General features: G+C 70.3%; 12 protein-coding genes. 8 read left to right on the top strand and 4 right to left on the bottom strand.

All coding sequences use genetic code 11. The features are described from left to right. The first annotated feature begins 198 nt into the window (after positions 1 to 198). The 3 genes from ACIQFX_RS35615 (at position 199) to ACIQFX_RS35625 (ending at position 3,022) form a co-directional block, all read left to right on the top strand. Complete coding sequence (locus tag ACIQFX_RS35615) at positions 199 to 402, top strand: cold-shock protein (RefSeq protein WP_015035246.1); 204 nt, start codon at positions 199 to 201, stop codon at positions 400 to 402. Positions 403 to 777: 375 nt separating this feature from the next. Next, the gene (gene groL, locus ACIQFX_RS35620; protein ID WP_402471937.1) at positions 778 to 2,406 is read left to right on the top strand and encodes a chaperonin GroEL; all 1,629 of its coding nucleotides are present in this window, start codon (positions 778 to 780) and stop codon (positions 2,404 to 2,406) included. A gap of 145 nt (positions 2,407 to 2,551) precedes the next feature. Next, a complete protein-coding gene (locus ACIQFX_RS35625; RefSeq protein ID WP_402471940.1) occupies positions 2,552 to 3,022 on the top strand; it encodes an SRPBCC domain-containing protein in 471 nt (156 codons plus the stop codon). Between the two features lie 86 nt (positions 3,023 to 3,108). On the opposite strand, the gene ACIQFX_RS35630 is transcribed toward ACIQFX_RS35625, so the two are convergent. Next, on the bottom strand, positions 3,109 to 3,843 hold the full coding sequence (locus ACIQFX_RS35630) for a class I SAM-dependent methyltransferase (protein WP_402471943.1): 735 nt from the start codon (positions 3,841 to 3,843) through the stop codon (positions 3,109 to 3,111). A 377-nt stretch (positions 3,844 to 4,220) separates the two neighbouring features. Between ACIQFX_RS35630 and ACIQFX_RS35635 the strand changes: the two genes are divergently transcribed. Continuing rightward, positions 4,221 to 7,427 carry an FG-GAP-like repeat-containing protein gene (locus ACIQFX_RS35635; RefSeq protein WP_402471945.1) on the top strand — a complete coding sequence of 1,069 codons (3,207 nt, stop codon included), beginning with the start codon at positions 4,221 to 4,223 and terminating at the stop codon, positions 7,425 to 7,427. Between the two features lie 433 nt (positions 7,428 to 7,860). Then, complete coding sequence (locus ACIQFX_RS35640) at positions 7,861 to 9,144, top strand: KamA family radical SAM protein (protein WP_402471948.1); 1,284 nt, start codon at positions 7,861 to 7,863, stop codon at positions 9,142 to 9,144. A 57-nt stretch (positions 9,145 to 9,201) separates the two neighbouring features. On the opposite strand, the gene ACIQFX_RS35645 is transcribed toward ACIQFX_RS35640, so the two are convergent. Continuing rightward, positions 9,202 to 10,119: an aldo/keto reductase gene (locus ACIQFX_RS35645; protein ID WP_402471951.1), complete on the bottom strand. Its 918-nt coding sequence runs from the start codon at positions 10,117 to 10,119 to the stop codon at positions 9,202 to 9,204. Between the two features lie 165 nt (positions 10,120 to 10,284). On the opposite strand from ACIQFX_RS35645, the gene ACIQFX_RS35650 reads away from it, so the two are divergent. Next, on the top strand, positions 10,285 to 11,781 hold the full coding sequence (locus ACIQFX_RS35650; protein WP_402471953.1) for an alpha/beta hydrolase: 1,497 nt from the start codon (positions 10,285 to 10,287) through the stop codon (positions 11,779 to 11,781). Positions 11,782 to 11,854: 73 nt separating this feature from the next. Here ACIQFX_RS35650 and ACIQFX_RS35655 read toward each other — a convergent pair whose 3' ends face one another. Then, on the bottom strand, positions 11,855 to 15,061 hold the full coding sequence (locus ACIQFX_RS35655) for an FG-GAP-like repeat-containing protein (RefSeq protein ID WP_402471956.1): 3,207 nt from the start codon (positions 15,059 to 15,061) through the stop codon (positions 11,855 to 11,857). A 492-nt stretch (positions 15,062 to 15,553) separates the two neighbouring features. On the opposite strand from ACIQFX_RS35655, the gene ACIQFX_RS35660 reads away from it, so the two are divergent. Both ACIQFX_RS35660 and ACIQFX_RS35665 read left to right on the top strand, forming a co-directional pair. Then, the gene (locus ACIQFX_RS35660; RefSeq protein ID WP_402471958.1) at positions 15,554 to 23,464 is read left to right on the top strand and encodes a ricin-type beta-trefoil lectin domain protein; all 7,911 of its coding nucleotides are present in this window, start codon (positions 15,554 to 15,556) and stop codon (positions 23,462 to 23,464) included. Positions 23,465 to 23,635: 171 nt separating this feature from the next. Continuing rightward, positions 23,636 to 23,944 carry a hypothetical protein gene (locus ACIQFX_RS35665; protein WP_402471960.1) on the top strand — a complete coding sequence of 103 codons (309 nt, stop codon included), beginning with the start codon at positions 23,636 to 23,638 and terminating at the stop codon, positions 23,942 to 23,944. 62 nt (positions 23,945 to 24,006) lie between these two features. Here the strand turns inward: ACIQFX_RS35665 and ACIQFX_RS35670 are convergent, their stop codons facing one another. Then, a complete protein-coding gene (locus tag ACIQFX_RS35670; RefSeq protein WP_402471963.1) occupies positions 24,007 to 25,512 on the bottom strand; it encodes a PTS transporter subunit EIIC in 1,506 nt (501 codons plus the stop codon). Between the last annotated feature and the right edge of the window lie 28 nt (positions 25,513 to 25,540).

Raw genomic sequence — 25,540 nt, forward strand, 5'->3', positions numbered from 1 at the left:
GGCCCGACTTGCCCCGGCATCCAGGGGATTCTCCCCAATTCCCCTTTCCGTCGTGCCGAGAATTCCCGCTCGAATGACCTGTTGCAGAGGGCAGTTGGGCAGATACATTCAGCGGCGGTCGACGCGTTCCGGCGCAGGGTCTGACCCGGGTCCGCGAAGTGCGGTCCCGCGCAAGGGCCAGTAATAGGGGAGTTAGGCATGGCTCAGGGCACCGTCAAGTGGTTCAACGCGGAGAAGGGCTACGGCTTCATCGCGGTCGACGGTGGTGCGGATGTTTTCGTCCACTACAGCGCGATCCAGATGGATGGCTACCGCAGCCTCGAAGAGGGACAGCGAGTCGAGTTCGAGATCTCGCAGGGCCAGAAGGGTCCGCAGGCGGACATGGTCAAGCTCGCCGTCTGAGCGCGGCGCGATCGGCCACCGACGCAACGCCGTCGAGGGGTCCGCATCCCTGAGGGGATGCGGACCCCTCACGCGTTCCCGCCCCTTCCCCCCTGTGTTCCCGCCCCTTCGCGCGCGCGTTCCCGCCCCTTCCCCCGCGCCCCCGCGCGCCCCTTCCGCCACGTCCCGATCGTCGAGAGTCGCTTGCACTCTCCTATGCCGAGTGCTAATCATTGGCGTTAGCACTCGGAAGGTGAGAGTGCTACCACGAGGATCGGGCAGATGAGGCCCGCGGCCGGACGGGGCAAGGAACCGTCGGGTACGCAGGCCGTCCGTCGCGGGCGTCGGCGCGGTCCTGGAGCGTTATCCACCCCATGTCCGGGAGGACCACTTCACATGGCCAAGATCATCGCGTTCGACGAGGAGGCCCGGCGCGGTCTCGAGCGCGGCATGAACCAGCTCGCTGACGCCGTCAAGGTCACCCTCGGCCCCAAGGGCCGCAACGTCGTCCTCGAGAAGAAGTGGGGCGCCCCCACGATCACCAACGATGGTGTCTCCATCGCCAAGGAGATCGAGCTCGAGGACCCGTACGAGAAGATCGGCGCCGAGCTGGTCAAGGAAGTCGCCAAGAAGACGGACGACGTCGCCGGCGACGGTACGACCACCGCCACCGTCCTCGCCCAGGCGCTCGTCCGCGAGGGCCTGCGCAACGTGGCCGCCGGTGCCAACCCGATGGCCCTCAAGCGCGGTATCGAGAAGGCCGTCGAGGCCGTCTCCGGCGCCCTGCTCGAGCAGGCGAAGGATGTCGAGACCAAGGAGCAGATCGCTTCCACGGCCTCCATCTCCGCCGCCGACACCCAGATCGGCGAGCTCATCGCCGAGGCGATGGACAAGGTCGGCAAGGAAGGCGTCATCACCGTCGAGGAGTCCCAGACCTTCGGTCTGGAGCTGGAGCTCACCGAGGGCATGCGCTTCGACAAGGGCTACATCTCGGCGTACTTCGCCACCGACATGGAGCGCATGGAGGCGTCGCTCGACGACCCCTACCTCCTGATCGTCAACTCCAAGATCTCCTCCGTGAAGGACCTGCTCCCGCTCCTGGAGAAGGTCATGCAGTCGGGCAAGCCGCTGCTGATCATCGCCGAGGACGTCGAGGGCGAGGCCCTGTCGACCCTGGTCGTCAACAAGATCCGCGGCACCTTCAAGTCCGTCGCGGTCAAGGCCCCGGGCTTCGGCGACCGTCGCAAGGCCATGCTGAACGACATCGCCATCCTCACCGGCGGCACGGTCATCTCCGAGGAGGTCGGCCTCAAGCTGGAGAACGCGGGCCTCGACCTGCTGGGCCGCGCCCGCAAGGTCGTCATCACCAAGGACGAGACCACCATCGTCGACGGTGCCGGTGACAGCGACCAGGTCGCCGGTCGCGTGAACCAGATCCGCGCCGAGATCGAGAACTCCGACTCGGACTACGACCGCGAGAAGCTGCAGGAGCGCCTGGCGAAGCTCGCCGGCGGTGTTGCGGTCATCAAGGCCGGTGCCGCGACCGAGGTCGAGCTCAAGGAGCGCAAGCACCGCATCGAGGACGCCGTGCGCAACGCGAAGGCGGCCGTCGAGGAGGGCATCGTCGCCGGCGGTGGCGTCGCCCTGCTCCAGGCGTCGAACGTCTTCGAGAAGCTCGAGGCCGACCTCACGGGTGACGAGGCCACGGGTGCGAACATCGTGAAGCTGGCCCTCGAGGCCCCGCTGAAGCAGATCGCCGTCAACGCCGGCCTGGAGGGTGGCGTCGTCGCGGAGAAGGTCCGCAACCTGCCCGTCGGCCACGGCCTGAACGCCGCGACCAACGAGTACGTCGACCTCATCGCCGAGGGCATCATCGACCCGGCGAAGGTCACGCGCTCCGCGCTGCAGAACGCCGCGTCGATCGCCGCGCTGTTCCTCACCACCGAGGCCGTCATCGCCGACAAGCCGGAGAAGGCGTCCGCGCCGGCCGGCGGCGGCATGCCGGGCGGTGACATGGACTTCTGATCCTCCGGGATCGGTGGTTCATCGCTGAACGCGACCGAGGGCGGCACTCCCACCAGGGGGTGCCGCCCTCGGGCGTTCGGCGGATGCTGGAAGGGGCGGCCACGGCGGAGTGCCGCCCCGGGGGCCGTACGGAAGGGGCAGCGGCATGGTCACCCTGCTGACGACGCCGGCCGATCGCGAGCTGGTCATCACGCGCACCTTCGACGCCCCGCCGGCCCGGGTCTGGGAGGCCTGGACCGTCCCCGAGCACGTACGGGAGTGGTACGGGGCGGCCGTCCTGACGACGACGGTCGTCGACATCGACCTGCGGCCCGGCGGCGCCTGGCGCTGGGGCCAGACCGCGCCGGACGGGCAGGAGATCGTCTTCTCCGGCACGTACGAGGACGTCCTCCCCGTCGAGCGCCTCGACTACACGGAGGTCTTCGAGCAGATGCCGGACGCCGAACCGGTCCGCGTGAACCTCGCCTTCGACGCGACGCCCGACGGCGGCACCGCCCTCACCAGCACCTCCTTCTGGCCCTCCAACGACATCAGGGACCAGGCACTGGCCGCGGGCATGGAGGCCGGCGTCCGCGAGCAGTACGACCGCCTCGCGGACTACCTGACGTCGATGTGAGCCCTGCGCGGGCCGCGGGCCCGGCACCGCTCGCGGGCGTGAGCCCCACGTCCTGCGCGGGGCACCGGAAGGCGCGGGCGTGAGCCCTACGCGGGTCGCCGGAACAGGCCCGTCCAGAGGAAGGACTCGCCGAACACGGGGGAGTCGGCCGGCTCGTCGCGCATCCGGCGCACCTCGACCTCGGTCAGGTCCGCGAAGATCGCGCGCAGCGAGTCGTCCGTGTACGCGAGGCCGCCCTCCAGCTTCCCGCGCCGGTAGAACTCGGCGTCCGACAGCTCCGCCCCCATCCCGCCCTCGCCGGCCGCGAACGTCGTCAGCGCGAAGTGCCCACCGGGCGCCAGGACCCGGTCCAGGAGTGCGAGATAGCCGACGCGGCGGTGCGGCGGCAGGTGGTGGAAGCAACCGGAGTCGTACACCAGGTCGTACGGCCCCTCCAGCGCGGCCGCGAACACGTCCCCGCACACGAACCGGACGCCCTCGGCCCCCGCCTCCCGCACCCGTTCCTCCGCCCACCGGATCGCCCCGGCGGACAGGTCGACCGCGTCCACCTCGTACCCCAGCGACGCCAGGTACAGCGTGTTCCTCCCCGGCCCGCAGCCGAGGTCCAGGGCCCGCCCGCCGGCCGGCACCAGGCCCCGCTCCACGGACGACACCAGGCTCTCGTCCGGCTTCCCGACGAAGAACGGCACCGGCTTCCCCCGGTCCGCGTAGAACCCGTCCCACCACTCCGCGCCCGCCTCCGTCCACCGGTCGGCCTCGGGCGCGAACAGGCCGTCGAGCAGGGTCATGACATCGTCGATCGTGCGGATGTTCCGGTCCATGTGGATCTCCCCTCCGAGTCCCCCAAGAATACGGGGAGGAGGGGTAAAAGCCCAGGTCAGAGGTGGTGTGGGGAGGTGCTGTGCGGGGCGTGGGCGGGCGCTGGGCGGCGTTCCGGGCCACCCCGACGGGGCTGACGTCCGGACCCTCTGAGGGTCGCTCCCAGGGCCGGGGAGGGGCCTTCTCGGGGGGAGCCGGGGGCGGTTTCCGTACGGGTCCGAAGTCCGGGTCGGGGCCCGGCGGCGACGAGTTGAACCAGTTCGAAAATGAGTGCTGCCCGCCCCCTCGCTCTGCTAGGGTCGCCCTGCTCGCGCGGGGGACGAGCGGCGAGAGCAAGTGGCCCCTCCCCGCGCCGTATCCCCTGGGGAGGGACCTTCACGTGAACAGCCCATTTCCACGACCGCGCCGGCGTGCGCTCGGTCGCATCGCGCTCACCGTCAGCCTCGCGGTGACGGCAGGGGCCGGCAGCACCGTGGGGGCGGTGGCCGCCGACGCGCCCGGACCCACCGCCGAGGCGGTCGTCGTCAGTCCGGGCGCGCGCTTCGTGCCCCGCGCCACCATCGTCCTGAACGCCGGAGAGACAGGCTTCCTCACCGCGCAGGAGGGCGACGACCGGCTCCGCTGGATCGACTACGGGACCGGCGCGACCACCGTCCTCGACCACCGCCTGCCGAAGCCACTCTCGTACGACGTCGACTCGTTCCGTTTCGCCGAGTACCCGGCGGGCTTCGGTCACGGCTCCGACACCGTCGCCGTGCACTCGGAGACCCCGACCCCGCACGTGACGCTCCAGCAGCGGGCCGGCGGGGCGACGACCACCGTCGCCATCCCGGAGGGGCAGACGTACGTCGGCACCTACGGCGACACCGTCCTCACCCGGACCGGCACCGAGAGCGCCGTGACGAGCCTGCACCTCCTGCATCCGGAGGCCGGGGGCGGCGTGCGGGACCAGAAGCTCGAAGGCCTGCCCGAGGGGTGGAACCTCTCCGTCAGCGAGGGCGACGCCCGCTCGATCGCCGTCCGCGGCATCAAGTGGGAAGACTCCACGATGAGTCAGGGCTGGTGGGTCGTCGACCTCGCGAGCGGAAGCCTGAAGGCGCTGTCCACCCACGGCGAGAGCGTCGCGTTCGACCGGGACCGCGTCTTCCACTTCAGTGCCCCGTCCAGCGGCGAGGTCCAGGTGTACCGCCGCGACGACCTGGACGCGGCCCCGACCACCATCGACCTGCGGGACGTCGCCTCCTACAACGAGACCGTCCGGCCCTTCGGCGACAAGTTCGTCACCGTGACCCCGCCCAACCCCGGCGACAACGAGTACCGCGGCAACCACCTCGTCCTGCGCGACAGCACGGGAAGCTGGGACTCCCTGCTCGCCGTGGCCTCCACCGACGTGCACCGTGCGCCCGACGGCGCGCTCCTGGTGGCCGGTGCGGAACAGGAAACCGACTACGGTGCCCTCGACTGGGGGTACTACCGCTTCACCGAGGCCGCCGACGGCACCGTCACGCGCAAGCGCCTCGCGGACATCGAGGACATGGAGGCCAAGCCCTTCGGCATCTCCCTCGGCAGCGGCATCCTGACCACGGCGGACGACTCGAAGCTCTACCAGCCGCACACCATCATCGGCGGCTACCGGAGCACCTGGCTGAAGACCTCCGGGCGGCCGGAGGAACTGCGCTCCACGGTCGACGGCTTCGTGGCCGGCCAGGACGGCGACTGCAGCATCACGTCGGGCGTCTCCTGCGCCACCCTGTTCGCGAGCGGTGACGGCCACCACGGGCGCGTCAAGGGTACCGAGCAGGACCTGACCATGCTCTACCGCAACGGCTCGGCCGCGTGGGGACCGCGGCTCGAGACCGGTATCGGATCGCCCCGCCTCGTCGACCTCTCCGGCCGGTTCGGCGTCGTGGAACAGGGCTGGGGAGGGACCCAGGCGGTCGTCGAGTTCCGCGGCACCGACTCCGGCGCCGTGCTCCAGAAGCGCGAGCCGGTCGCGTCGGCCCTCTGGGGCAGCACGCTGTGGAGCGCGACGAAGGGATCGGACACCGTCACGTCCAAGGTCCTTCCGGCGGGAACGGCGGGGGAGTCGTTCACGACGACCAACCGCTGCGAGCCCACCGAGCTCCAGGCCGTGGGCCGCTGGGTGTACTGGAAGTGCAAGGACGAGTCGTGGGACGTCCGGGGCGGTGGTCTGTACGACCGGTCCACCAAGCGCTTCATGAGCCTCGGTTCGGAGCAGGTGCTGCTCGGCGACGGCTACCTCGTCTCCCGCTCGAACGGCACGGGCCTGACTCTGGTCGACCTGCACAACGGCATTCCGGGCAGCGGGAACGCGGCCGACCTGCCGCAGCGCGTCGTGGCCACCGCCGCCGACCTCGGTGCCGGCACCGTCCGCCGCTCCGGCTGGACCGTCGACCGCTTCGGCGGGCACGTCGCCTACACCGGTGTCGACCGCCGGGTGCGCATCGTCCCGTCCGGTGTTCCGGCCTCCCCGATCGCAGCCGTCGACGCTGACGTTTCGACGTCCGTCGACATCAAGTCGGCCGTGTGGCAGCCGCGTTGGTGGACGTCCAAGCCCGCTGCCTCCTGGTCGCTGGAGCTCCGGCACAAGGCGACCGGCAAGGTGGTCCGGACGTTGACCGGTGGTGAGGCACGCGGTCTCGTCACCGCCGCGTGGGACGGGAAGGACACGGCGGGAGCGTCCGCCCCGAACGGCGCCCACACGTGGACGCTGACCGCGAAGGCCGCGGACGGCGTCGGTGCGGACCTTTCGGTGTCCGGAGCGCTCTCCGTGTCCGGTGGCGTGCCCGTGGCCGTGTACCGCGACCTCGCCGGGGACGACGGCTTCGGTGATCTGCTGGTGATGGACACGACGGGCCTGGTGTCGATGTACCGGGGGACCGGTACGGGCGCGCTGTCGGCGCGGATCGCGGGGACGGGGGCGAAGTTCCCGACGACGTCGGTGTTCGTGCCGGTGGGTGACCTGAACGGCGACCGGTGCGTCGACGTCTACGCCCGCGTGGGCGACCAGCTGCGGGCGTACCGGCCCGGCTGCGGGAAGGTGGTCTCGGCGTCGTCGCCGTACACGGTGGTGGGTTCGGGATGGGGCACGTACGACGTCCTGACGTCCCCGGGTGACGTCAACGGTGACGGGTACGTCGATCTGATCGCGCGGCAGGCGTCCACCGGCGACGTGTACTTCTACGCGGGAACGGCCGACCACCGGATGAAGTCCCGAGTGCGGATCGCCACCAACTGGAAGCTGTACAAGCAGCTGGTCGGCGCTGGTGACCTGAACGGCGACGGGCGGGGCGACCTGCTCGGCGTCGACGCGTCCGGGGTGCTGTGGCGGTACTACGGCACGGCGGCCGGCGGGCTGTCGCCGCGGGTCAAGGTCGGCACCGGCTGGGGCGTCTACACCTCCCTCGTCGGCGTCGGAGACCTCTCGGGCGACGGCCGTGCGGACCTGGTGGCGCGGGACACCACCGGGAAGCTGTGGCGGTACTCGGGTGCCGGGAACGGGCTGTACGGCGGACGAGCGCTGATCGGCAGCGGAGGCTGGAACGGTTTCAAGGGGCTCTACTGAGTTCAAGGGGCTCTGCCGAGCCGTTCCACCTCGTGGATCCACCCGGGGGCCCGGCCGTGACGGCCGGGCCCCCGGGCGTCGGCGCGCTCGTGCCGTCCGCCTCGTGGGGCCACCGAGGAAAGGCGTCAATCTGGAGGATGCCCGCGGGCTCGTGGCGCGGCTGGATGTGAGTGGGTGGAAACAAGGGCATACCCGTGCGGACCGGTCGTGGCGAGTCTGTGGCGAGTGTGTGGCGGTGTCCTGTGCTGTCCGGATCTGTCCGGTAGGTGGGGGAGGGGATTGGCCGGACTGGCGGGTTGTCCTCGATCGCGGGCGCCGCTAGCGGTGTTGGCGGCTCCGGGCGGGGTCTCCATCATCGTCCCGGGTGCGAGGGACCGGCGCACCGGAGGGGAGGGGTCGTGGGGACGGCGGGCGTTGTGGTGGTGGGCGACAGGTGAGTTCGTTCACCGGGCGGCGGTTGGCGGGGCTGATCGCCGAGCGGACGGGGCAGGCGGCGCTCGGTCACGACGCCGAAGTCGTGGGCCGTGTACTGCCGTTCAAGGTCAGTGCCCATGTGGCCGACGAGCTCGTCGACTGGGCGCGGGCCCCCGACGATCCGCTCTACCGGCTGGTGATGCCGCACCGGGACATGCTGGCGCCCGCGGACTTCGCCGCCGTCGAGGCGGCGCTGCGGAGCGGGGACCGGGTGCGGCTGAGGCTGGTCGTGGACGGACTGAGGGAACGGCTGAACCCGCATCCGGGCGGCCAGTTGCACCTGAACGTGCCCGAGGACGGGTGGGGGCTCCAGCACAAGTACCCCGAGACGCTGCTGGTCTTCCCGCGCCAGGGGCAGACCTGCCACGGCTACTGCGCGTACTGCTTCGGCTGGCCGCAGTTCACCGGTGAGTCGGCGCGCCGGCAGGCGGTGGGCGGGCCCGAGGTGATGACCGGGCACCTGGCGCGGCACCCGGAGGTCACCGACGTGCTGCTCACCGGCGGCGACCCGCTGGTCATGCGGGCCGAGCTGCTCGACACGTACGTCGCGCCGCTCCTCGACCTGCCCCACGTCCGCACCGTCCGCATCGGCACGAAGGCGGTGTCGTTCCAGCCGGAGCGCTTCCTCACCGCACCCGACGCCGACGACCTGCTCCGCCTCTTCGAGCGCGTCGTCGCCTCCGGCCGGCACCTCGCCCTGATGCTGCACGTCTCCCACCCGCGCGAACTCCACCCGGAGCCCGCCCGCCGCGCGCTGCGCCGGCTCCGCGCCACCGGTGCGGTCCTGCGGACCCAGGCCCCCGTCGTCCGGCACGTCAACGACGACGCCGCCGTCTGGGCCCGCATGTGGCAGGAGCAGGTCGAACTGGGCCTCGTGCCCTACTACATGTTCGTGGAGCGCGACACGGGCCCGCGCCGCTACTTCGGTCTGCCGCTCGCCCGCGCCCTCGACGTCCACGCCGACGCGACCCGCCGGGTCTCGGGCCTCGCGCGGACCGCGCGGGGCCCCGTCATGTCCACCGAGCTCGGCAAGCTCGTCCTCGACGGCGTCGCCCACCTCCCCGACGGCCCCGCCTTCGCCCTCCGCGCCCTCCAGGCCCGCGACCCGTCCCTCGTCGGAACCCTCGCCCACGCCCGCCTCGACCCTGCGGCCCAGTGGTGGGACGAGCTCATCCCGTACGGGCCCCGGGACCGCGCCCTGATCCCGGGGAAGCCGCTGACCCTGGAGGGAGTGGTGGGCTGACGGGCCGGGCCCCGGACGGGGCCGCCCCCGACGTTCAGGGGGCAGCCTTCTCGGTTCTCAGGCGGCGGCGTCCCGGTGGGCGCGGCCGAGGAGGGCGAGGTCCTCGGGGGTGAGGCGCAGGGAGCCGGCGGCGACGTTGGCCGCCAGGTGGGCGGGGTTGCCGGTGCCGGGGATGGCGAGGAGGTGGGGGCCCTGGTGAAGGGTCCAGGCGGTGCGGACCTGGGCGGGGCTCGCGCCGTGGGCCTCGGCGACGGCGAGGACCTCGTCGAGCTCGGTGGTGGCGGCCCCCGTCTCGCGGGCGGCGGCGGCGATCGCGTAGAAGGGGACGAACGCGATGCCCTGCTCGCCGCAGTGCCGGACGAACTCCTCGTACTCGGGGCGGACCCCGATCCCGTACATGTTCTGGACGCAGACGACGGGGGCGATGGCCTGCGCCTCGGCGAGCTGGTCGGGCGTGATGTTGGAGAGGCCGAGGTGGCGGATGAGGCCCGCCCGGCGCATCTCGGCGAGGGCGCCGAAGCGTTCGGCGATCGAATCGGTGCCGAGGACGCGGAGGTTGACGACGTCCAGCCGGTCCCGGCCGAGCTGCCGCAGGTTCTCCTCGACCTGCGCGCGCAGCGCGGCGGGCGTGCGGGCGTGCTCGCCCCAGGCGCCGGAGAGGTCGCGCGAGGGGCCGACCTTGGTGGCGATGACGAGGTCGTCGGGGTAGGGCCCGCCGAGGGCGCTGTTGATCAGCTCGTTCGCGGAGCGGAGCGGCGAGAAGTAGAACGCCGCCGTGTCGATGTGGTTCACGCCGAGGTCGACGGCCTTGCGCAGGACGGATATCGCCCGGTCGCGATCCATCGGTACGGCGTTCTCGACGAGCGCCGCGCCGTGCTGCGGCAGCCGCATGGCGCCGAAGCCGATCCGGTTGACGGGGAGGTCGCCGCCGAGGAGCCAGGTTCCGGAGGCGGTTGCGGGTGCTGCGGGTTCCATGCGGGATCCACCTTGCGGTTCGAGGGAGGTGAACATTGTGCGGAAGCGGCCGGGCCGGCGCACCGGATTTTTCGAAGTGGAGCCCGCGGTAGGGGGGTTGGCCCTACCCGCGGCCCGCCTGTCTGCCGGATGGGAGCCGTCCGCGCGGTCCGGGAGGCTGTGCGCATGACGACGAACCGTGGACGCAAGGCCCTGACGCTCGCCCTCTCCGCCACCGCCGTGGCCGGGGTCGCCCTCGCCGGGGGCGCGGTCGCTCCCGCCGCCGCGGCGACCGGGCTCGCATGGGGTGACTGCGCCCCGGCGGTGAAGCCGCTGCCCGGACAGCAGTGCGCGCTGCTCTCCGTACCCCTGGACTACGCCCGCCCCGACGGGGAGCGGATCCAGCTCGCCGTCTCCCGGCTGCGCAGCGACCGCCCCGAGGCGCGGCGCGGCACCCTGATGGTCATCCCCGGCGGCCCGGGCAGCTCCGGGGTGCAGCGGCTCGGCCAGAAGGGCGCCGCCCTGACGAAGGAGCTGAACGGTGCCTACGACCTGGTGGCCTTCGACCCGCGGGGCGTCGGCGGGTCCGCGAAGGCCCGGTGCGGGTTCGCGGAGGACGACCGGCGGCTGGTGACCCTGCGGTCCTGGCCCGCGGCCGACGGCGGCATCGGCGAGAACACGGCCCGGTCGCGCCGGATGGCGGAGGCGTGCGGGCGCAACGGCGGCGCGATGCTGCGCGGCCTGACGACCGCCAACCAGGCGCGGGACCTGGACCGGCTGCGGCAGGCGCTCGGCGAGCGGAAGCTGTCGGCGTGGAGCGTGTCGTACGGGACGTACGTGGCCGCGGTGTACGCGCAGAAGTTCCCCGGCCGCACCGACCGCTGGGTCCTCGACAGCAGCGCCGACCCCGACCCGAAGCGCGTCGCCCAGGGCTGGCTGGCCGACATGGCCCGGGGCGCCGAGGACCGCTTCCCCGACTTCGCCGCCTGGACCTCGGACCCGGCACGGCCCGCCGCCCTGCGTCTCGCCGAACGCCCGGACGACGTAAGGCCGTTGTTCCTCGACCTCGCCGACCGGCTCGACCGCGCCCCGCGCCCGTCGACGACCCCCGGCGTCCCGCTGACCGGCACGGTCCTGCGCCAGGCCCTCCAGCAGGCCCTGTACTCCGACACCGCCTTCGAGCCCTTCGCCCGCCTGATGTCCCAGGCCCTCGACCCGGCGGGCGTCCCCGTCCTCCCGCCCGAGCTGACCGGCCCCATGCCCGACGAGGCCGCGACGGTGAGCGTCGGCGTCATCTGCAACGACGTCGACTGGCCCCGCTCCGTCCCCGCCTACGAGCGGGCCGTCGCCGCGGACCGGGTCCGCCACCCGCTGACGGCCGGGATGCCCGCCAACATCACCCCGTGCGCCTTCTGGAAGGGCGGCGCCGTGGAGAAGCCGACCCGCATCACCGACCGCGGTCCGTCCAACGTCCTGATGATCCAGAGCCTCCGCGACCCCGCCACCCCCCACTCGTCCGGACTGAGGATGCGCGAGGCCTTCGGCGACCGCGCCCGCCTCGTCTCCGTCGACAAGGGCGGCCACGCCGTCTACCTCGGCAGCGGCAACGCCTGCGGTGACCGTGCGGTGACCCGCTTCCTGACGGAGGGGGTGCGGCCGGCGGAGGACGTGCTCTGCCGCTGACTCCGGGCTACCGGGTACGGGGAAGGGCCCGGCCGACTGGTGTCGGCCGGGCCCTTCCCCGTACTGCTGCGGGCTACGTGAAGGCCTTGACGCTCCTCCAGTCGATGGAGAGCACCGTCCTCAACGCCGCCCTGGTGTTGGTCGTCGACGGGTAGTAGAGCTTCATGTTGCCGGTCGCCCCGTCCCGGGTCCACAGGTCCGGGACGCCGTTGCTGTCGCCGTCCAGGGCCCTGCTCACGTCGGGGATGCCGATGACGGCCGAGACGTTCGTCTGCGTCCAGCCCGTGCCGTACGAGACGTCGCCCTGCCGCGAGGCGGCGGACGTCATCAGGGAGGCGAGGGTGACGCTGCCCGCGACGCTGCCCGGCTTGCCGTGGCGGATGTACATGACGCCGGTGTTCACGTCCCGGAACAGCAGGTCGGGGGTGTTGTCCAGGTCGATGTCGGCGAGGTTGACGATGTCGCGGCTGGTCCAGGTCTCGCCGGTCATCTGGGTGGCCGTCTGGAAGTGGGCTCCGGTGTAACCGGAGAGGATCCAGAAGTTCGCACCCGCCCGGACGAGGACGTCGGGCAGCTTGTCGCCGGTGATGTCGCCGACCGCCTTCATCTGCGTCCAGGTCGACGGCGCCGGGGCGTTCGACGGCAGCTGGACGGAGACCCGGTCCTCGACGTTGAACGTGCCGTAGCCGTCGCCGGGGTAGATCCAGAAGGTGCCGTCCGGCGCGACGGAGAACAGGTCGGTGTAGCCGTCGCCCGGGTAGGTGTCGGCGTACTTGCTGATCAGCGCGGTCTTGCCGGTGGTCGCGTCGTACCAGTAGCCGGGCGGCGGTTCCTCGGCCCTGAGGATGTTCGGGTCTTCGTCGTCGGGCCTGAGGACGTAGGAGCCGCGCATGCCGCTGTACAGGTCGCCGCCCTCGATGCCGGACAGGGACTGGAGGCTGCCGCTGGAGTTGATGATCAGGAGGTCGACGAAGTCGTCGCCGCCGACGTCACCCGGGCCGTCCGCCTTGTCGCGGGGGCGGACGTAGAAGGCGTAGTCCGTGCGGGCGCTGATGTTGCCCGCCGCGTCGTGGGCGAAGATCTGCATGCCGTTCGGGCCGGCGTGCGGGGGCTTCAGGTTGCTCACCGTCGCGACGCCGCCGGTCGCGGTCACGGTGCCGCTGGTGCTGGGGACGCCCTCGAAGTTGTAGGTGAACTTCGAGGCTCCGACGGAGCTGAACTTGATGGTGCCGGTGCCGCCGAACTTCACCTTGGCCCAGGTCTGGCCGTCGTCGGTGATCTCGGGGAAGTCGGTGCTCTCGACCTCGGGTGCCAGGGGAGCGGTGGTGTCGACGGTGATGCGGCAGGGTTCGTCGCCCAGGGGGAACCAACTGGAGAGCCCGGCCGGGACCATGTCGTCCTCGGCCTGGACGACCCAGGTGTAGGTGGCGCCGTTCACCAGGCCGTTGACTTGAGCGGTGGCGGTGCCGGAGGAGTTGGTGGTCTCCACGTAGTCGGTCGAGGTACCGCCGACCTTCGTGACGCGGAAGCGGAGCTTCTTCAGGTTGCCGTCGTCGTCCTTGGCGTTCGCGGTGAGGGTGATGTTCGTCATCGCGATGGTCCTGGTGCCCGGCGCGATCACACACGCTCCGCCCGGCGTGCTGTAGCCGCCCGTGGGCTCCTTGGGCTTGCGGTTGTAGTCCGCCTCGAACGCCGCGGAGGCGGCGGCGAACTTGCGCCAGGTGTGGGCGTCGCTCTCGCTGGTGGCCCGCAGGCCGAAGGTGATGTTGCCCCAGCCGCCGGTGGCGGCCTTCTGGGCCGCCGCCTTCACGTTGTCGCTGGTGAACTGCTCGTACGCGTCGTCGCAGTCCGGGTCGGGGTCGTAGCCGTGGGCGAAGCTCTTGTTCTCCAGCCACGTGGCCCAGCTCGGCTGGGAGTTCCAGGTGGTTCCGGTGGAGATTCCGCCGGTCAGGTAGAACTGGAACTGGCGGGGGCTGCACGACCACGAGTGGGTGTTGTTCACCTTGAACGAGGCGTCGTAGATCGTGGCGCCCGTGACGGTCTTGAAGTCCATGCGCCAGAACGAGCGGGCCAGGCCGCCGGTGTCGCTCTCGTATCCGACCCGGGCCTCGGAGGTCCCGGAGCCGAAGTTGGTGCCGTCGAAGAAGCTGCTGTTCGGGTACCGCCGGTAGGCGATCGTCCAGGCTTCCTTGATGGTGTTCATCGTCGGGTCGACGAACACGGGGAAGCGGACGTCCTTGGCGGTGAACAGCCCGGTGGCGGCGGCCCCCAGCTGCATGCGCGCGTCGCCGGTGCCGCCGCCCTCGATGCGGACGGGCACGGGGGCGTGCTTGGCCCCGGGCTCGACGCCGTTCAGGCCGGACAGCTTCAGGACGTCGGCGGGGGTGGCCGTCGAGGTGCGGGGCGCGGCCTTGGGGTCTCGGGCTTCGGGGTCGCGTCCGCTGGAGTCCCAGGCGAACGGGGTGGGGATCGAGCCGACCTCCTTGCCGGCCTTGTCCAGGATCCGTACGCGGCTTCCCTTGTCCTCGTACCGGAACACGGCGGTGTCCGAACGCAGGCCGTACGTCACGGTCTTGAGCGCCTGCTGCTGCGCCGCCTCGCGGGTCTTGACGATGAGCAGCTGGGCGAAGCCACCCTCCTCGCGGGCGAGCACGAGCAGGTCGACGCCGGGCAGGACCTCGGGGTAGAGGGCGCGGGGGCCGTCGAGGACCGGCTCGGGCAGGGTGCCGGGCCAGGTGTACGCGACGGTGTGGCCTTCGACGTCCATCTCGGCCAGCACGGTGTCGCCGGGGCGCGGGGCCCGGGCGAAGGACCGGTCGGCGCGGGACGCGTCGGCGCTGCCGCTGGAGAACCGCACGGGAAGGGCGGCGTTCACCGGCCGGATGCCGAGCCCGCGGGGCGCGTCCTTCGTCCGGACCAGCTTGTTGTCGATGGGCGCCCACTGGCCCTTGGCGTTCTTCGCACGCTGCGGAAGGGCGTGGATGCGGGTGCGCATCCGCCCGTTCGGCAGGGCCCAGGTCAGTTCGGTGGCCGTCGTCGCGGTCTCGACGAGCACGGGCTTTCCGGTGAGCCGGGCCTCCTTCACCGCCGCGGTCACGTCGCGCGGACCGGTGGAGGCCGGCTTCGCGTCGACCGGGCGGGCGGGCTGTGCCGTCGGTGGGCCGTCGGGTTGCCACCAGGGCAACAGGGCAGCGGTGAGGGCGGCCAGTACGAGGCCGAGGGTGCAGGCCAGCCTGGTGCGCGTGCGCACGAAGGGGCTGAGCAGGCGGGGCGCGGTCACGGCGGTCTACTCCCGTGGGGACCAAACGGAAAGGGGCAGCACAGACAGCCCCGGACGGCGGACCGCGGGGCACAGGCGCGCAAACGATCACACGGGCTTCACAGCCTGTCCATTCGTGAAGGTTTTATTAAGTCGTGACCTCGAGCCGGGAGTTCCATGACCATGCGGCTGCTAAGGCGCCACGTGGGGCTTTCGGGCGACCTTTAGAGACGGGTATCTGGCAAATCGGATGATCCACCTGAAAGGTCGTCAGCATGATCTTTCGGGTCGCCATATCCCGTGTCCGAGGTCACAGAGAAGTGAGGCAACCGCTCCCATCCGCCCTTGAGGCGGACGGTGTTCATGACGGATGGTGCACACGCGTGCGCCCGTCACGGGCGTGCGCTCTTTGGTGTTTCCGCACCTCATCCGTTGTCTGGATTGCCTCAGTGGGAGTCGCCGCGTATGCGTGCTTCAGGTCCGCTGTCATGGCTGGGGCGGGGACGCCTAGCCATGACGGAATCACAACGACGGCGTCGGCGGCTCGGCCGCACGGCGACCGTCCTACTCCTGTCCTCGACGTTGTCGGTGACGACCCTGGGCGCCGAGGCGTGGGCCGCGCCGGGGCCCGGCATGACCCGCACCGAGGACACCGCGCAGATCAAGCTGCCCGAACTCCCCGAGGACGTACCGCTCGATCCCGACCTGGCGGCCCTTCCGGCACTGAGCACCTCCGAGGAGGTGCCGGTCAAGCCGTACGAGCCCGACAACGTGACTCCCTGGCAGGCGGGTTCCGGCACCGCTGACCCCAGCACGGCGGCGCCCGGGACGTCGGTCGCGGTCAGCAACGGCCTGCCCATCGCCCTCGGCGTCCCCGAGGGCACCCCGCCCTCCGCCCTGGCGGGCGACTGGAAGGTCGACCTCGCCGCGCCCGCCGCCTCCCAGGACGCGGGCGTCTCCGGCCTGATCCTGCAGATCACCCCGCCGGCCACGGTCGACCCGAACGCCCAGGTCGTCCTCGACGTCGACACCAGCAGCTTCAAGGACCTCTACGGCCCCCAGGCGGGCGAGCGCTTCGGCGTCGTGCTGCTGCCCGACTGCGTCCTCTCCTCGCCCACCGAGGGGGAGTGCTCCGGCGGCACCGAGACCATGACGGGCGACGACGACGCGGAGTCGTTCGAGCGGCTCGTGAGCTCGGTGAAGGTGGTGCCGGCCAAGTCCGCGCCCACCAGGAACACCGGGGCGAAGAACCTGCCGAACCGGACGATCGTCTCCGGCACCGTGCCCGTGGCCAAGCTGCTGGCCGACGAGCCCGCCCCGCTGGCCGGCTCGTCCGTGCACACCGCCGCCTTCGTCGCGGAGACCGCTCCGGACCCCAAGACCCTGGGCGTGGTCGACACCGGCGCCTCCAGCGCCGGCGACTTCGGCGCGTCGCCGCTGCTGTCGTCCGGCTCGTGGTCGGCGGGCTCGTCCAGCGGCGCCTTCACCTACGGCTACCAGGTGCAGGTCCCCGAGGTCGCCGGCGGCCTGATGCCGAAGGTGAACCTCTCGTACTCCTCGCAGTCGGTCGACGGCCGCACCTCGGGGACGAACAACCAGGCCTCCTGGATCGGCGACGGCTGGGACTACAGCGCCGGCTCCATCACCCGCTCCTACGCCAACTGCCGCCAGGACGCCAAGAAGGCCGGGTCGAACAACTCCACGCACGGCACCGGCGACCTCTGCTACGGCTCCGAGAACGCCACCCTCTCCCTCGGCGGCTCGACCACCGAGCTGGTGTGGGACGCGACCAAGGGCCCGCTCGGCTCCGACGGCAAGCCCGTCGGCGAATGGTTCACCGCGAACGGTGACGGCTCGAAGATCGAGCGGATCAAGGACACCAGCAAGGACCCGCGTACCGGCACCGGGGTCATGAAGGACGCGGACGGCGAGTACTGGGTCGTCACGACCAAGGACGGCACGAGGTACTACTTCGGCCTCAACAAGCTCCCGGGCTGGTCCGACAACGGCACCCTGGCCGACGACCCGTACACGAACTCCGTGCTCGCCGTCCCGGTGTACGGCAACCACGAGGGCGAGCCCTGCTACAAGGCGGGCGACTGGCCCAACTCGTTCTGCAACCAGGCCTGGCGCTGGAACCTCGACTACGTCGAGAACATCCACGGCAACGCCATGTCGCTCTGGTGGAACCGCGACAGCAACTACTACGCGCGGAACTTCAACTGGAACCAGCCGGTCCTGTACCACCGGGACGGCTACCTGTCCCGGATCGACTACGGCCAGCGCAAGGACACCCTCTTCTCGGCCGCTGCCCCGGCCAGCGTGAAGTTCGACGTCGAGGAACGCTGCTACACGGTCGAATCGAAGACCTGCAGTGAGGCCAACTTCACCTCCAAGAACTCGGGCGACTACCTCCACTGGTACGACACCCCCGCCTCCCTGCGCTGCGCGTCCGGCAAGGCGTGCTGGAACGCCGGCCCCACGTTCTGGTCCCGCAAGCGCCTCGACAAGATCACCACGTCGGCGCAGCGGCTCTCCACCAGCACTGCTCGGCAGACGGTGGACGAGTACCGGCTGATACAGAAGTTCCCGGTCACCGAGACCGGTGTGAACACCGCGCTGTGGCTGGAGTCGATCACCCGCAAGGGCTTCGGCCGCAACGGCGGCACCGACGTCACGGAACTCAACGCCGTGCGTTTCGAGCCCAACACGAAGGACATGCCCAACCGCGTCCTGGAGGACTCGAGGCCCGGGTTCTCCCGGCAGCGGATCAGCCGGGTCATCAACGAGTACGGCGGCGAGACCGTCGTCACCTACAAGGAGCCCACCGGCGCCTGCGGCACCGGCACGGGGCTGCCCGGCAAGGACGACACGGCGGAGCTGAAGGCCAACACGCGCTTCTGCTACCCGTCGTTCTGGCACCCGGACCCCAACCAGGAGGACATCGACTGGTTCCACAAGTACGTCGTGGACACCGTCGAAGAGCTCCCCAACATCCCCGGCTCGTACCCGACACTGACGTCCTACGAGTACGCGTCCCCCCGCTGGAAGCTGGCCGAGGCGGAGTTCACCAAGAAGTCCACCCGCACCTACTCCCAGTTCGCGGGCGTCAGGCAGACCACGACGATCACCGGCGCGGACGATCCGAGCAGCGGCAGCAAGCGGTCCAAGTCCGTCACGCGCTTCTTCCAGGGCATGGGCGCCGGCACGCTCGTCACGGACATCACCGCTGTCGGCAGGACCGTCACCGAGCCCACGGACCCGTCCGTGATCGCCAAGGACGAGGAGCCCTTCGCCAGCCGCATCGCCGAGGAGCTCACCTACGCGAACGCCGACGACGCCGACACGGACTGGCTGACCCGCAGCGTCACCGTGCCCGAGGCCGAGGAACTCGCCAAGCGCGACCGCGGCGACGGCCTGAGCCCGCTCCGCTCCTGGCGCGTCACCGAGCCGAGGACGACCTCGTACACCAAGTCCTCCGGCACCGGTGACGACAAGAGCCCCGAGCGCAAGGTCGAGACCCTCACGCAGTACGACGAGAACGGCCTGCCCACGCAGGTCGAGTTCCTCGGCGACACCGCGAAGCCGGGTGACGAGTCCTGCACCAGGTCCACCTATCTGGACCGGGCCGACAAGAACCTCATCGGTCTCACCAAGGAGGTCCTCACCTCCCCGACCCGCTGTGCCGACGCCACCTTCGGTGACCTGAAGACGCTCAGCGGCGCCACGCGCACGGCGTACGACCACCAGGGCTACGGCGCGGCGCTCACGGCCGCCACCCTCGGCGAGGCCACCCAGACGTGGTCGCTCAACGGCGAGGGCACCGGCTTCCAGAACGACGGAACCACCGACTTCGACGAGACCGGCCGCGTCATCTCGCGCACCGACCCCGACCTGAAGACCTCCACGATCACCTACACCCCCGACAAGGGCCAGGTCTTCACGGTCACCGAGCGGAACTCGGCGGGCCACGAGCAGATCCAGGAACTGGAGCCGGGCCGGTCCGTCGCCGTCAAGACCACGGACCTCAACGGCCGTGTCAGCCAGGCGGAGTACGACGCGCTCGGCCGTCTCGTCAAGGCCTGGGGCCCCGGCCGCACGCCGTCGCCGACGGCCGTGCCCGACTTCCGGGCCGTCTACACGATCCCCGCGATCGACCCGGCGGACCCGACGCGCCTGCCGCCCTACGTCACCACGTACACGCGGGGTGACGAAGGCCGGATCGACACCTCCGTCACGATCTACGACGCCCTCGGCCGCGAGCGCCAGACGCAGGAGCAGGCCGTCGGCCGCGGCTGGCTGATCACCGACACCCTCTACAACCGCTCCAGCGAGGTCTGGCGCACCAGGAACGCCTACCTGACCCACGAGGCCACGCCCGGCGAGCTGTTCACGCCGGAGGCCGACACGGCCGTCCCGAACGTCACCGAGTACACCTACGACGGCCTCGGCCGCGTGGTGCAGGAGATGCCGTTCCTCAAGTACGAGACCCCCGGGTCCGAGGGCGCCACCTCGCAGCCGTTCCCGTCGCGGGCCACCCGCTACGAGTACGGCGCCGACTGGTCCACGGTCATCAACCCGCAGGGCTCGCCGTCCTACCGGATCTACACCGACGCCCTCGGCCGCAGCTCCCGCGTCGACACCTTCACCGACGCGGCCCGCACGGCGTTCACGTCCATGCGGTACGAGTACGACGCCCGCGGCCAGCTGGCGAAGGCCACCTCGGCGGCCGACCCCGCCCACCCGTGGTCCTGGACGTACGACCACCGGGGCCGGCTGGACTCCTCCACCGACCCGGACGCCGGCACGACGAGCACGAAGTACGACCACCGTGACCGTCCACTGACCGTCACCACCAAGCGTGGCACCGTCTGGAACTCTTACGACGACCTGTCGCGACCGAAGCAGCAGCGGCTCACCGACGGCTCCGGCGCCGTCCTGGCCGACTTCACGTACGACACCGTCCCCGGCGGCAAGGGCCTCCCGGCCTCGGTGACCCGCTACACCGACGGTCTCGCGTACACGCAGAAGATCAACGGTTACGACAAGGACTACCAGCCGACTTCGACCACTCTGAGCCTTCCGCAGTCGATTGCCGACACCTGGGGTCTGCAGAGTTCGTACACGTACGGCTACCAGTACTCCGACACCGGCCGGCTCGACTCGGCCACCCTCCCCGCTGTCGGCGCCCTCGCCGCCGAGAAGCTCGTCGTCCGCTACAACAAGGACGGCCTGCCCCTCTCCATATCCGGCAAGGACTGGTACGGCGCCGAGACCGTCTACTCGCCGTACGGCCAGGTCATGCGTTCCACGCTCGGCGCCCAGCCGTACCGCGTGTGGACGCAGAACACCTTCGACGAGGCCAGCGGCGAACTCCAGGAACAGCAGGTCTACCGCGAGCAGACCGGCGACACCTCTCTCGTCGGCGGCATCCTCGTCTCCAAGCGCTCCTACGCCTACGACCCGGCCGGCAACGTCACCGGGATTCAGGAGCACTCCACGGGCATCGACGAGCGGCAGTGCTTCTCGTACGACCCGCTGGGCCAGCTGAAGAAGGCGTGGACCGACAAGAACGCCACGTGCTCCACCGGCCCGACGAACACCGACGGGTCGATCAACGCCACACCCGGCACCGGCAAGACCCTCGGCTCCGGCTACTGGCAGGAGTACGAGTACGACCTCCTCGGCAACCGCAAGAAGCTGACCGAGAAGGACTTCACCGGCGACACCACGAAGGACGCAGTCACCTCCTACACCTACGGCAAGGCGGACGGCTCCCAGCCGCACACCCTGACCAAGGTGTCGAAGGCGTACAGGACGCCTGCGGGCGCGGCGGTGAAGGCCGAGACCGAGCGTCTCTACGAGCTCACTGGTGAGACCAAGACCATCACCGACCCCATGACCGGCGACAGCCAGTCGCTGACCTGGACGTACGACGGCCAGATCGACCGCATCACCGGCCAGGGCACCGGAGGCAAGACCCCGTATCTGGGGCTCGCGGACAAGTGTCTCGACCTCAAGTCAGGCTTGGCGGCCGCAGGCCAGCCGCTCCAGTTGTACGGCTGCAACGACACGGCGGCGCAGAAGCTTCGTTTCACCCCCGGACCGAATCAGGTCGACCCGAACCTGGGCTCGCTGGCGGTGTACGACACCTGGTGTCTCCAGCCGGCGGCGAACGCGGTGGGTTCTGCGGTGCAGATCCAACCTTGCTCCGGCACCGCGGCGCAGCAGCTGAAGCGGAACGCCGCAGGGCAGCTGACACACGTCGTGTCGGGCCTGTGCGTCGCGGTCAAGGACGCGGCCACCGCGAGTGGTACAGCGATCGTGCTGGCGACCTGCAACGGCACCGCCGCGGCTCAGCAATGGGCTCCGCAGAACGACACCCGTCACATCTACGGCCCCGGCGGCAGCCGACTCCTCACCATCAAGGGCAAGCAGGCCACCCTGCACCTGGGCGAGGCCGAGGTAACGGTCCAGAAGGGCGGTGCGCTGATCAACACCCAGCGCACGTACTCCGCTCCGGGCGGCGCGGTCATGCGCTTCGCTTACGGCTCGGCTGCCTCCTGGCTGGTTGCCATCACGATGGACCATCAGGGCACCCCCTACGCCGAGGTCGAGCTCAACGGTGACCAATCGGTCCGCATCCGCAAGCAGGATCCCTTCGGCAACCAGCGCGCCGCGGCGACCACCAGCATCGGCATGCAGACTCACAAGGGATTCCTCGGAGCGACCAACGACGAGGCCTCCGGCTTCACCCCCCTCGGCGCCCGTCTCTACGACCCCGTCGTCGGACGCTTCCTGTCCGCCGACCCGATCGTCGACCTCACCGACCCCCAACAGTCCAACGGCTACGCCTACGCCCACAACAACCCGGTCACCCACTCGGACCCGACCGGTCTGGCCATCTCCCTCACCGCCTCGGAGAAGGCCGCCGCCCTCGCCGGCGCCGGCCTCAGCGCCGCCGAAGTCGCCCAGGCCCAGGCCACCATGGGCAAGTCCCTGAGCTCCGTGATCCTCTCGATCGCCTGGGAGACTCTCAAGGACTTCATCGGCATCAACGACGCCATGGCCTGCTTCGGCGGCGACATGTGGTCGTGCGGCAGCCTCATCATCGACGCCATCCCGTGGGGCAAGATCGGCAAGATCCCGTCCGTCCTCCGGGCCATCGACCGCACGATCGACGCCATCCAGGCCTTCAAGGCCGCCAAGAAGGCCGCCGAGATCGTCCTCAAGGCCGCCAAGGCAGCCGAAGCCGCCGCCCTCAAGGCCAAGAAGGCGGCGATCGAACGGGCTAAGAAGGCCGCACAGGCGGCCAAGAAAAAGGCCGCCGACCAAGCCAAGAAAATCAGCGACCAAGCCGCCCAGAAAACCAAGAAAACCGGCAACCCCGTCCAGAAGCAGGCCCAGGCCAAGGCAGCCCCCAAGGCTTCGTCCGCGGCAGGCTCCGGCAAGGGCGGCGGCAAGTCCGGCGGCGGTGGCGGCGGCAAGGTCAGCACGACCAAGGCCGGTGGTTCGAACGGTGCTTCGTCGCGCAGCAACGGTGGGTCCAGCGGCGGCGGCTGCAACAGCTTCGTGCCGGGCACCAAGGTCCTGATGGCGGACGGCTCCGCCAAGCCGATCGAGCAGGTCAAGGCCGGAGACAAGGTCATCGCGACCGACCCGGAGGCGGGCGAGACCCGCGTCGAGACGGTCACCGCGGAGATCAAGGGCCAGGGCCGCAAGCACCTGGTCAAGGTCACCATCGACACGGACGGCCCGTCCGGTTCGAAGACGGCCCAGGTCACCGCGACCGACGGTCACCCCATGTGGGTCCCCGAAGTCGGCAAGTGGCTGAAGGCCACCGACCTGAAGTCGGGCGAGTGGCTCCAGACCAGCGCGGGCACGTACGTCCAGATCGCTTCCATCGAGCGTTGGACGGCCCAGGACGCCACGGTCCACAACCTGACCGTCTCCGACCTCCACACGTACTACGTGCTGGCGGCTGGCGTTCCGGTCTTGGTCCACAATGCCAACCTGCCGACAGTATGTGGCCCGATCACGGAAAAGACGCATTTCGCCGACGTGGAAGTATTTGACGCGAACGGCGATCAAGTTGACGCGTATTCCCTGCGAAGTGGCGCCACGACTCCGGAGGAGGCCAGCATAGGTTCGGGAAGGGCGCGCCAGGCGGTCCATACGGAGAATCGGGCGGCCAGAGCGGCCGGTGGTGCCCCCATGGTTGGGGATACCGTGATTCCCAACGACCCATTCTGGGGAGCCAGTCCTGTTCCTGAAGGCGGATTGGTGAGGATCACTGGCACCAGGCCGCCTTGCGGTACTTGCCAAGGTCAAATGAGGCTTTCTGCGGAGGATACGGCTTCGACCTTCGAATACCTCTGGCCAAACGGTAGTGGCGGAATGAACAGGTGGCGCACGTCTGGGTGAGTTCGACGACTTCCTGTACCGCGGTGCGGGAAGGTAGCCACTTCTGACCCTTGTGAGAGGCTCCTGTTGGGCGGCCATCGGCTGCACCGGCAGGAGCCTCTGCCTTGTGGGCGGGCTTCTTGGGAACTCTGGGGCGTGGCAGCGGGTATCCGCACCGGTACGATCCCTGCCATGGATACCTCACCAGAAGGCGTTTGCGGGCTCTGCGGCCAGCTGATGAATGCCGATCGCACTCATCAGCACGGTGACCGGGAGGCAGTCGAGCAAGGAAGGTGTGTGAAGTACGTCGTGATAGAGCTGCGCGGAGCTATTGCCCACTTTCAAGACGTCGACGACTCCACTCAGACAGACAAAACCGTGGCCGCTGGACTGGCGGAACAACTCGGAATCGATCTGGCCGAGCTTCTTGGCTGCCGATTCACGTGCTGGGAGGAGCCCGGAGAGTATGGTGTCATCCAGAGTGATTTCAGACTTGCCTGACTGACCTGAGGGCGAGCGAAGGGCCCGGCGGGTATTTTCTGCCGGGCCCTTCTGCGCACGTCTCAGATTTTTACGGATTCCGATTCCGGAGCGGGCGCGGTCGGGGCCAGTGCGGGGGTGCCGTAACCGACTGTGACTGCCACCTCCGGGACCTCCGTCTCCACGTTGAACTCGTCCAGGAGCTCCTGGCTGAAGCCCCAGAAGTAGGTCGCCACGAAGCCGACCAGGTAGCCGACCAGCAGGCCGCCCGCGTAGATGGCGATCGTTTCGCCGAGGTCGTGGTTGCCGTTGAGGAGGGGGAAGAGGGCCCAGCCGGAGGGGCCGATGGCGGTGGAGCCGACGGAGGTGCCGAGCATGGAGAAGAGGCCGATGAAGGCGCCGCCGGCGGCGCCGCCGACGCAGGCGGTGACGAAGGGGCGGCCGAGGGGGAGGGAGACGCCGTAGATGAGGGGTTCGCCGACGCCGAGGAAGCCGGCGGGGAGGGCGGACCTGATGGTGCGGCGGAGGGAGCCGTTGCGGGGGAGCTTCAGGTAGACGGCCATCGCGGCGCCGACCTGGCCCGCGCCCGCCATCGCGAGGATGGGGAGGAGGACGGTGTAGCCCTGCTGCTCGATGAGGGTGGTGTGGATGGGGATGAGGGCCTGGTGGAGGCCGAGCATCACGAGCGGGAGGAAGAGGCCGCCGAGGAGGAGGCCCGCGCCGGCGCCCGCGTTCGCGAGGAGCCAGTTGGCGAAGTCGCCGATGGCCTGGGAGATCTCGCCGGCCACGAACATCAGGCCGAAGATGGTGACCAGGCCGGAGATCAGGACCGTCAGGGTCGGGGTGACCAGGACGTCGAGGGACTCCGGCACCCAGCGGCGGCACCACTTCTCGACGTACACCGCGAGGACGGCCGCGCCGAGCGCGCCGAGGACGCCGCCCTGGCCGGGGGAGAGCGTCTGGCCGAAGGCGTCGATCTTGGCGACGCCGGGGAAGACGATGATCGCCGCGACCGCGCCGCCGAGGATCGCCGTACCGCCGAACTCCTTCGCCGTGTTGTAGCCGACGAAGACCGCGATGAGCGCCATGAAGCCGCTGGCGATGGCGGCGAGGGCGGGGGTGACGCCCGGCAGCCAACCGAGGTTGATCAGCAGGCCGTTGAGGCCGGCGATGATGCCGCAGCCGATGAGGGCGGGGATCAGCGGGACGAAGATGTTCGCGATCCGGCGGAGGAAGAGCTTGAAGGGGGTGGCGTTCTTCGCCTTCTGCGCCGCCTTCAGGGCCGCGCCCTGCGCCGCGAGGTCCTCCGCCGAGTGCGTGGGCTGCGGTGCCGCCGCCACCAGGGCCTCGATCTCCGGGGTCACGCGGGCGACGGTGCCGGGGCCGAGGACGATCTGGTACGTGTCGTCCTCCACCACGCCCATCACGGACGGCAGGGCCTTGAGGGCTTCGTCCTGGACGAGCGAGCGGTCCCGCAGGCCGAGGCGGAGGCGCGTCATGCAGTGGGCCACGGTGCTGATGTTCTCGGCGCCGCCGACGAGGGGGAGGATCGCGGCGGCGATGGCGCGGTTCTTGTCGTCTGAGCTCATGGTGCGGGGGGCCTTGCTGTGAGGGGAT

This window comes from Streptomyces sp. NPDC093089 (assembly GCF_044754405.1).
GTDB lineage: Bacteria > Actinomycetota > Actinomycetes > Streptomycetales > Streptomycetaceae > Streptomyces.

Bases quoted from the DNA above. Each gene is read 5' to 3' on its own strand.
- ACIQFX_RS35670 (WP_402471963.1), bottom strand. From the start codon at position 25,512: ATGAGCTCAGACGACAAGAACCGCGCCATCGCCGCCGCGATCCTCCCC.
- ACIQFX_RS35630 (WP_402471943.1), bottom strand. From the start codon at position 3,843: ATGGACCGGAACATCCGCACGATCGACGATGTCATGACCCTGCTCGAC.
- ACIQFX_RS35660 (WP_402471958.1), top strand. From the start codon at position 15,554: ATGACGGAATCACAACGACGGCGTCGGCGGCTCGGCCGCACGGCGACC.
- ACIQFX_RS35625 (WP_402471940.1), top strand. From the start codon at position 2,552: ATGGTCACCCTGCTGACGACGCCGGCCGATCGCGAGCTGGTCATCACG.
- ACIQFX_RS35650 (WP_402471953.1), top strand. From the start codon at position 10,285: ATGACGACGAACCGTGGACGCAAGGCCCTGACGCTCGCCCTCTCCGCC.
- ACIQFX_RS35645 (WP_402471951.1), bottom strand. From the start codon at position 10,119: ATGGAACCCGCAGCACCCGCAACCGCCTCCGGAACCTGGCTCCTCGGC.
- ACIQFX_RS35615 (WP_015035246.1), top strand. From the start codon at position 199: ATGGCTCAGGGCACCGTCAAGTGGTTCAACGCGGAGAAGGGCTACGGC.
- ACIQFX_RS35665 (WP_402471960.1), top strand. From the start codon at position 23,636: ATGGATACCTCACCAGAAGGCGTTTGCGGGCTCTGCGGCCAGCTGATG.
- groL (WP_402471937.1), top strand. From the start codon at position 778: ATGGCCAAGATCATCGCGTTCGACGAGGAGGCCCGGCGCGGTCTCGAG.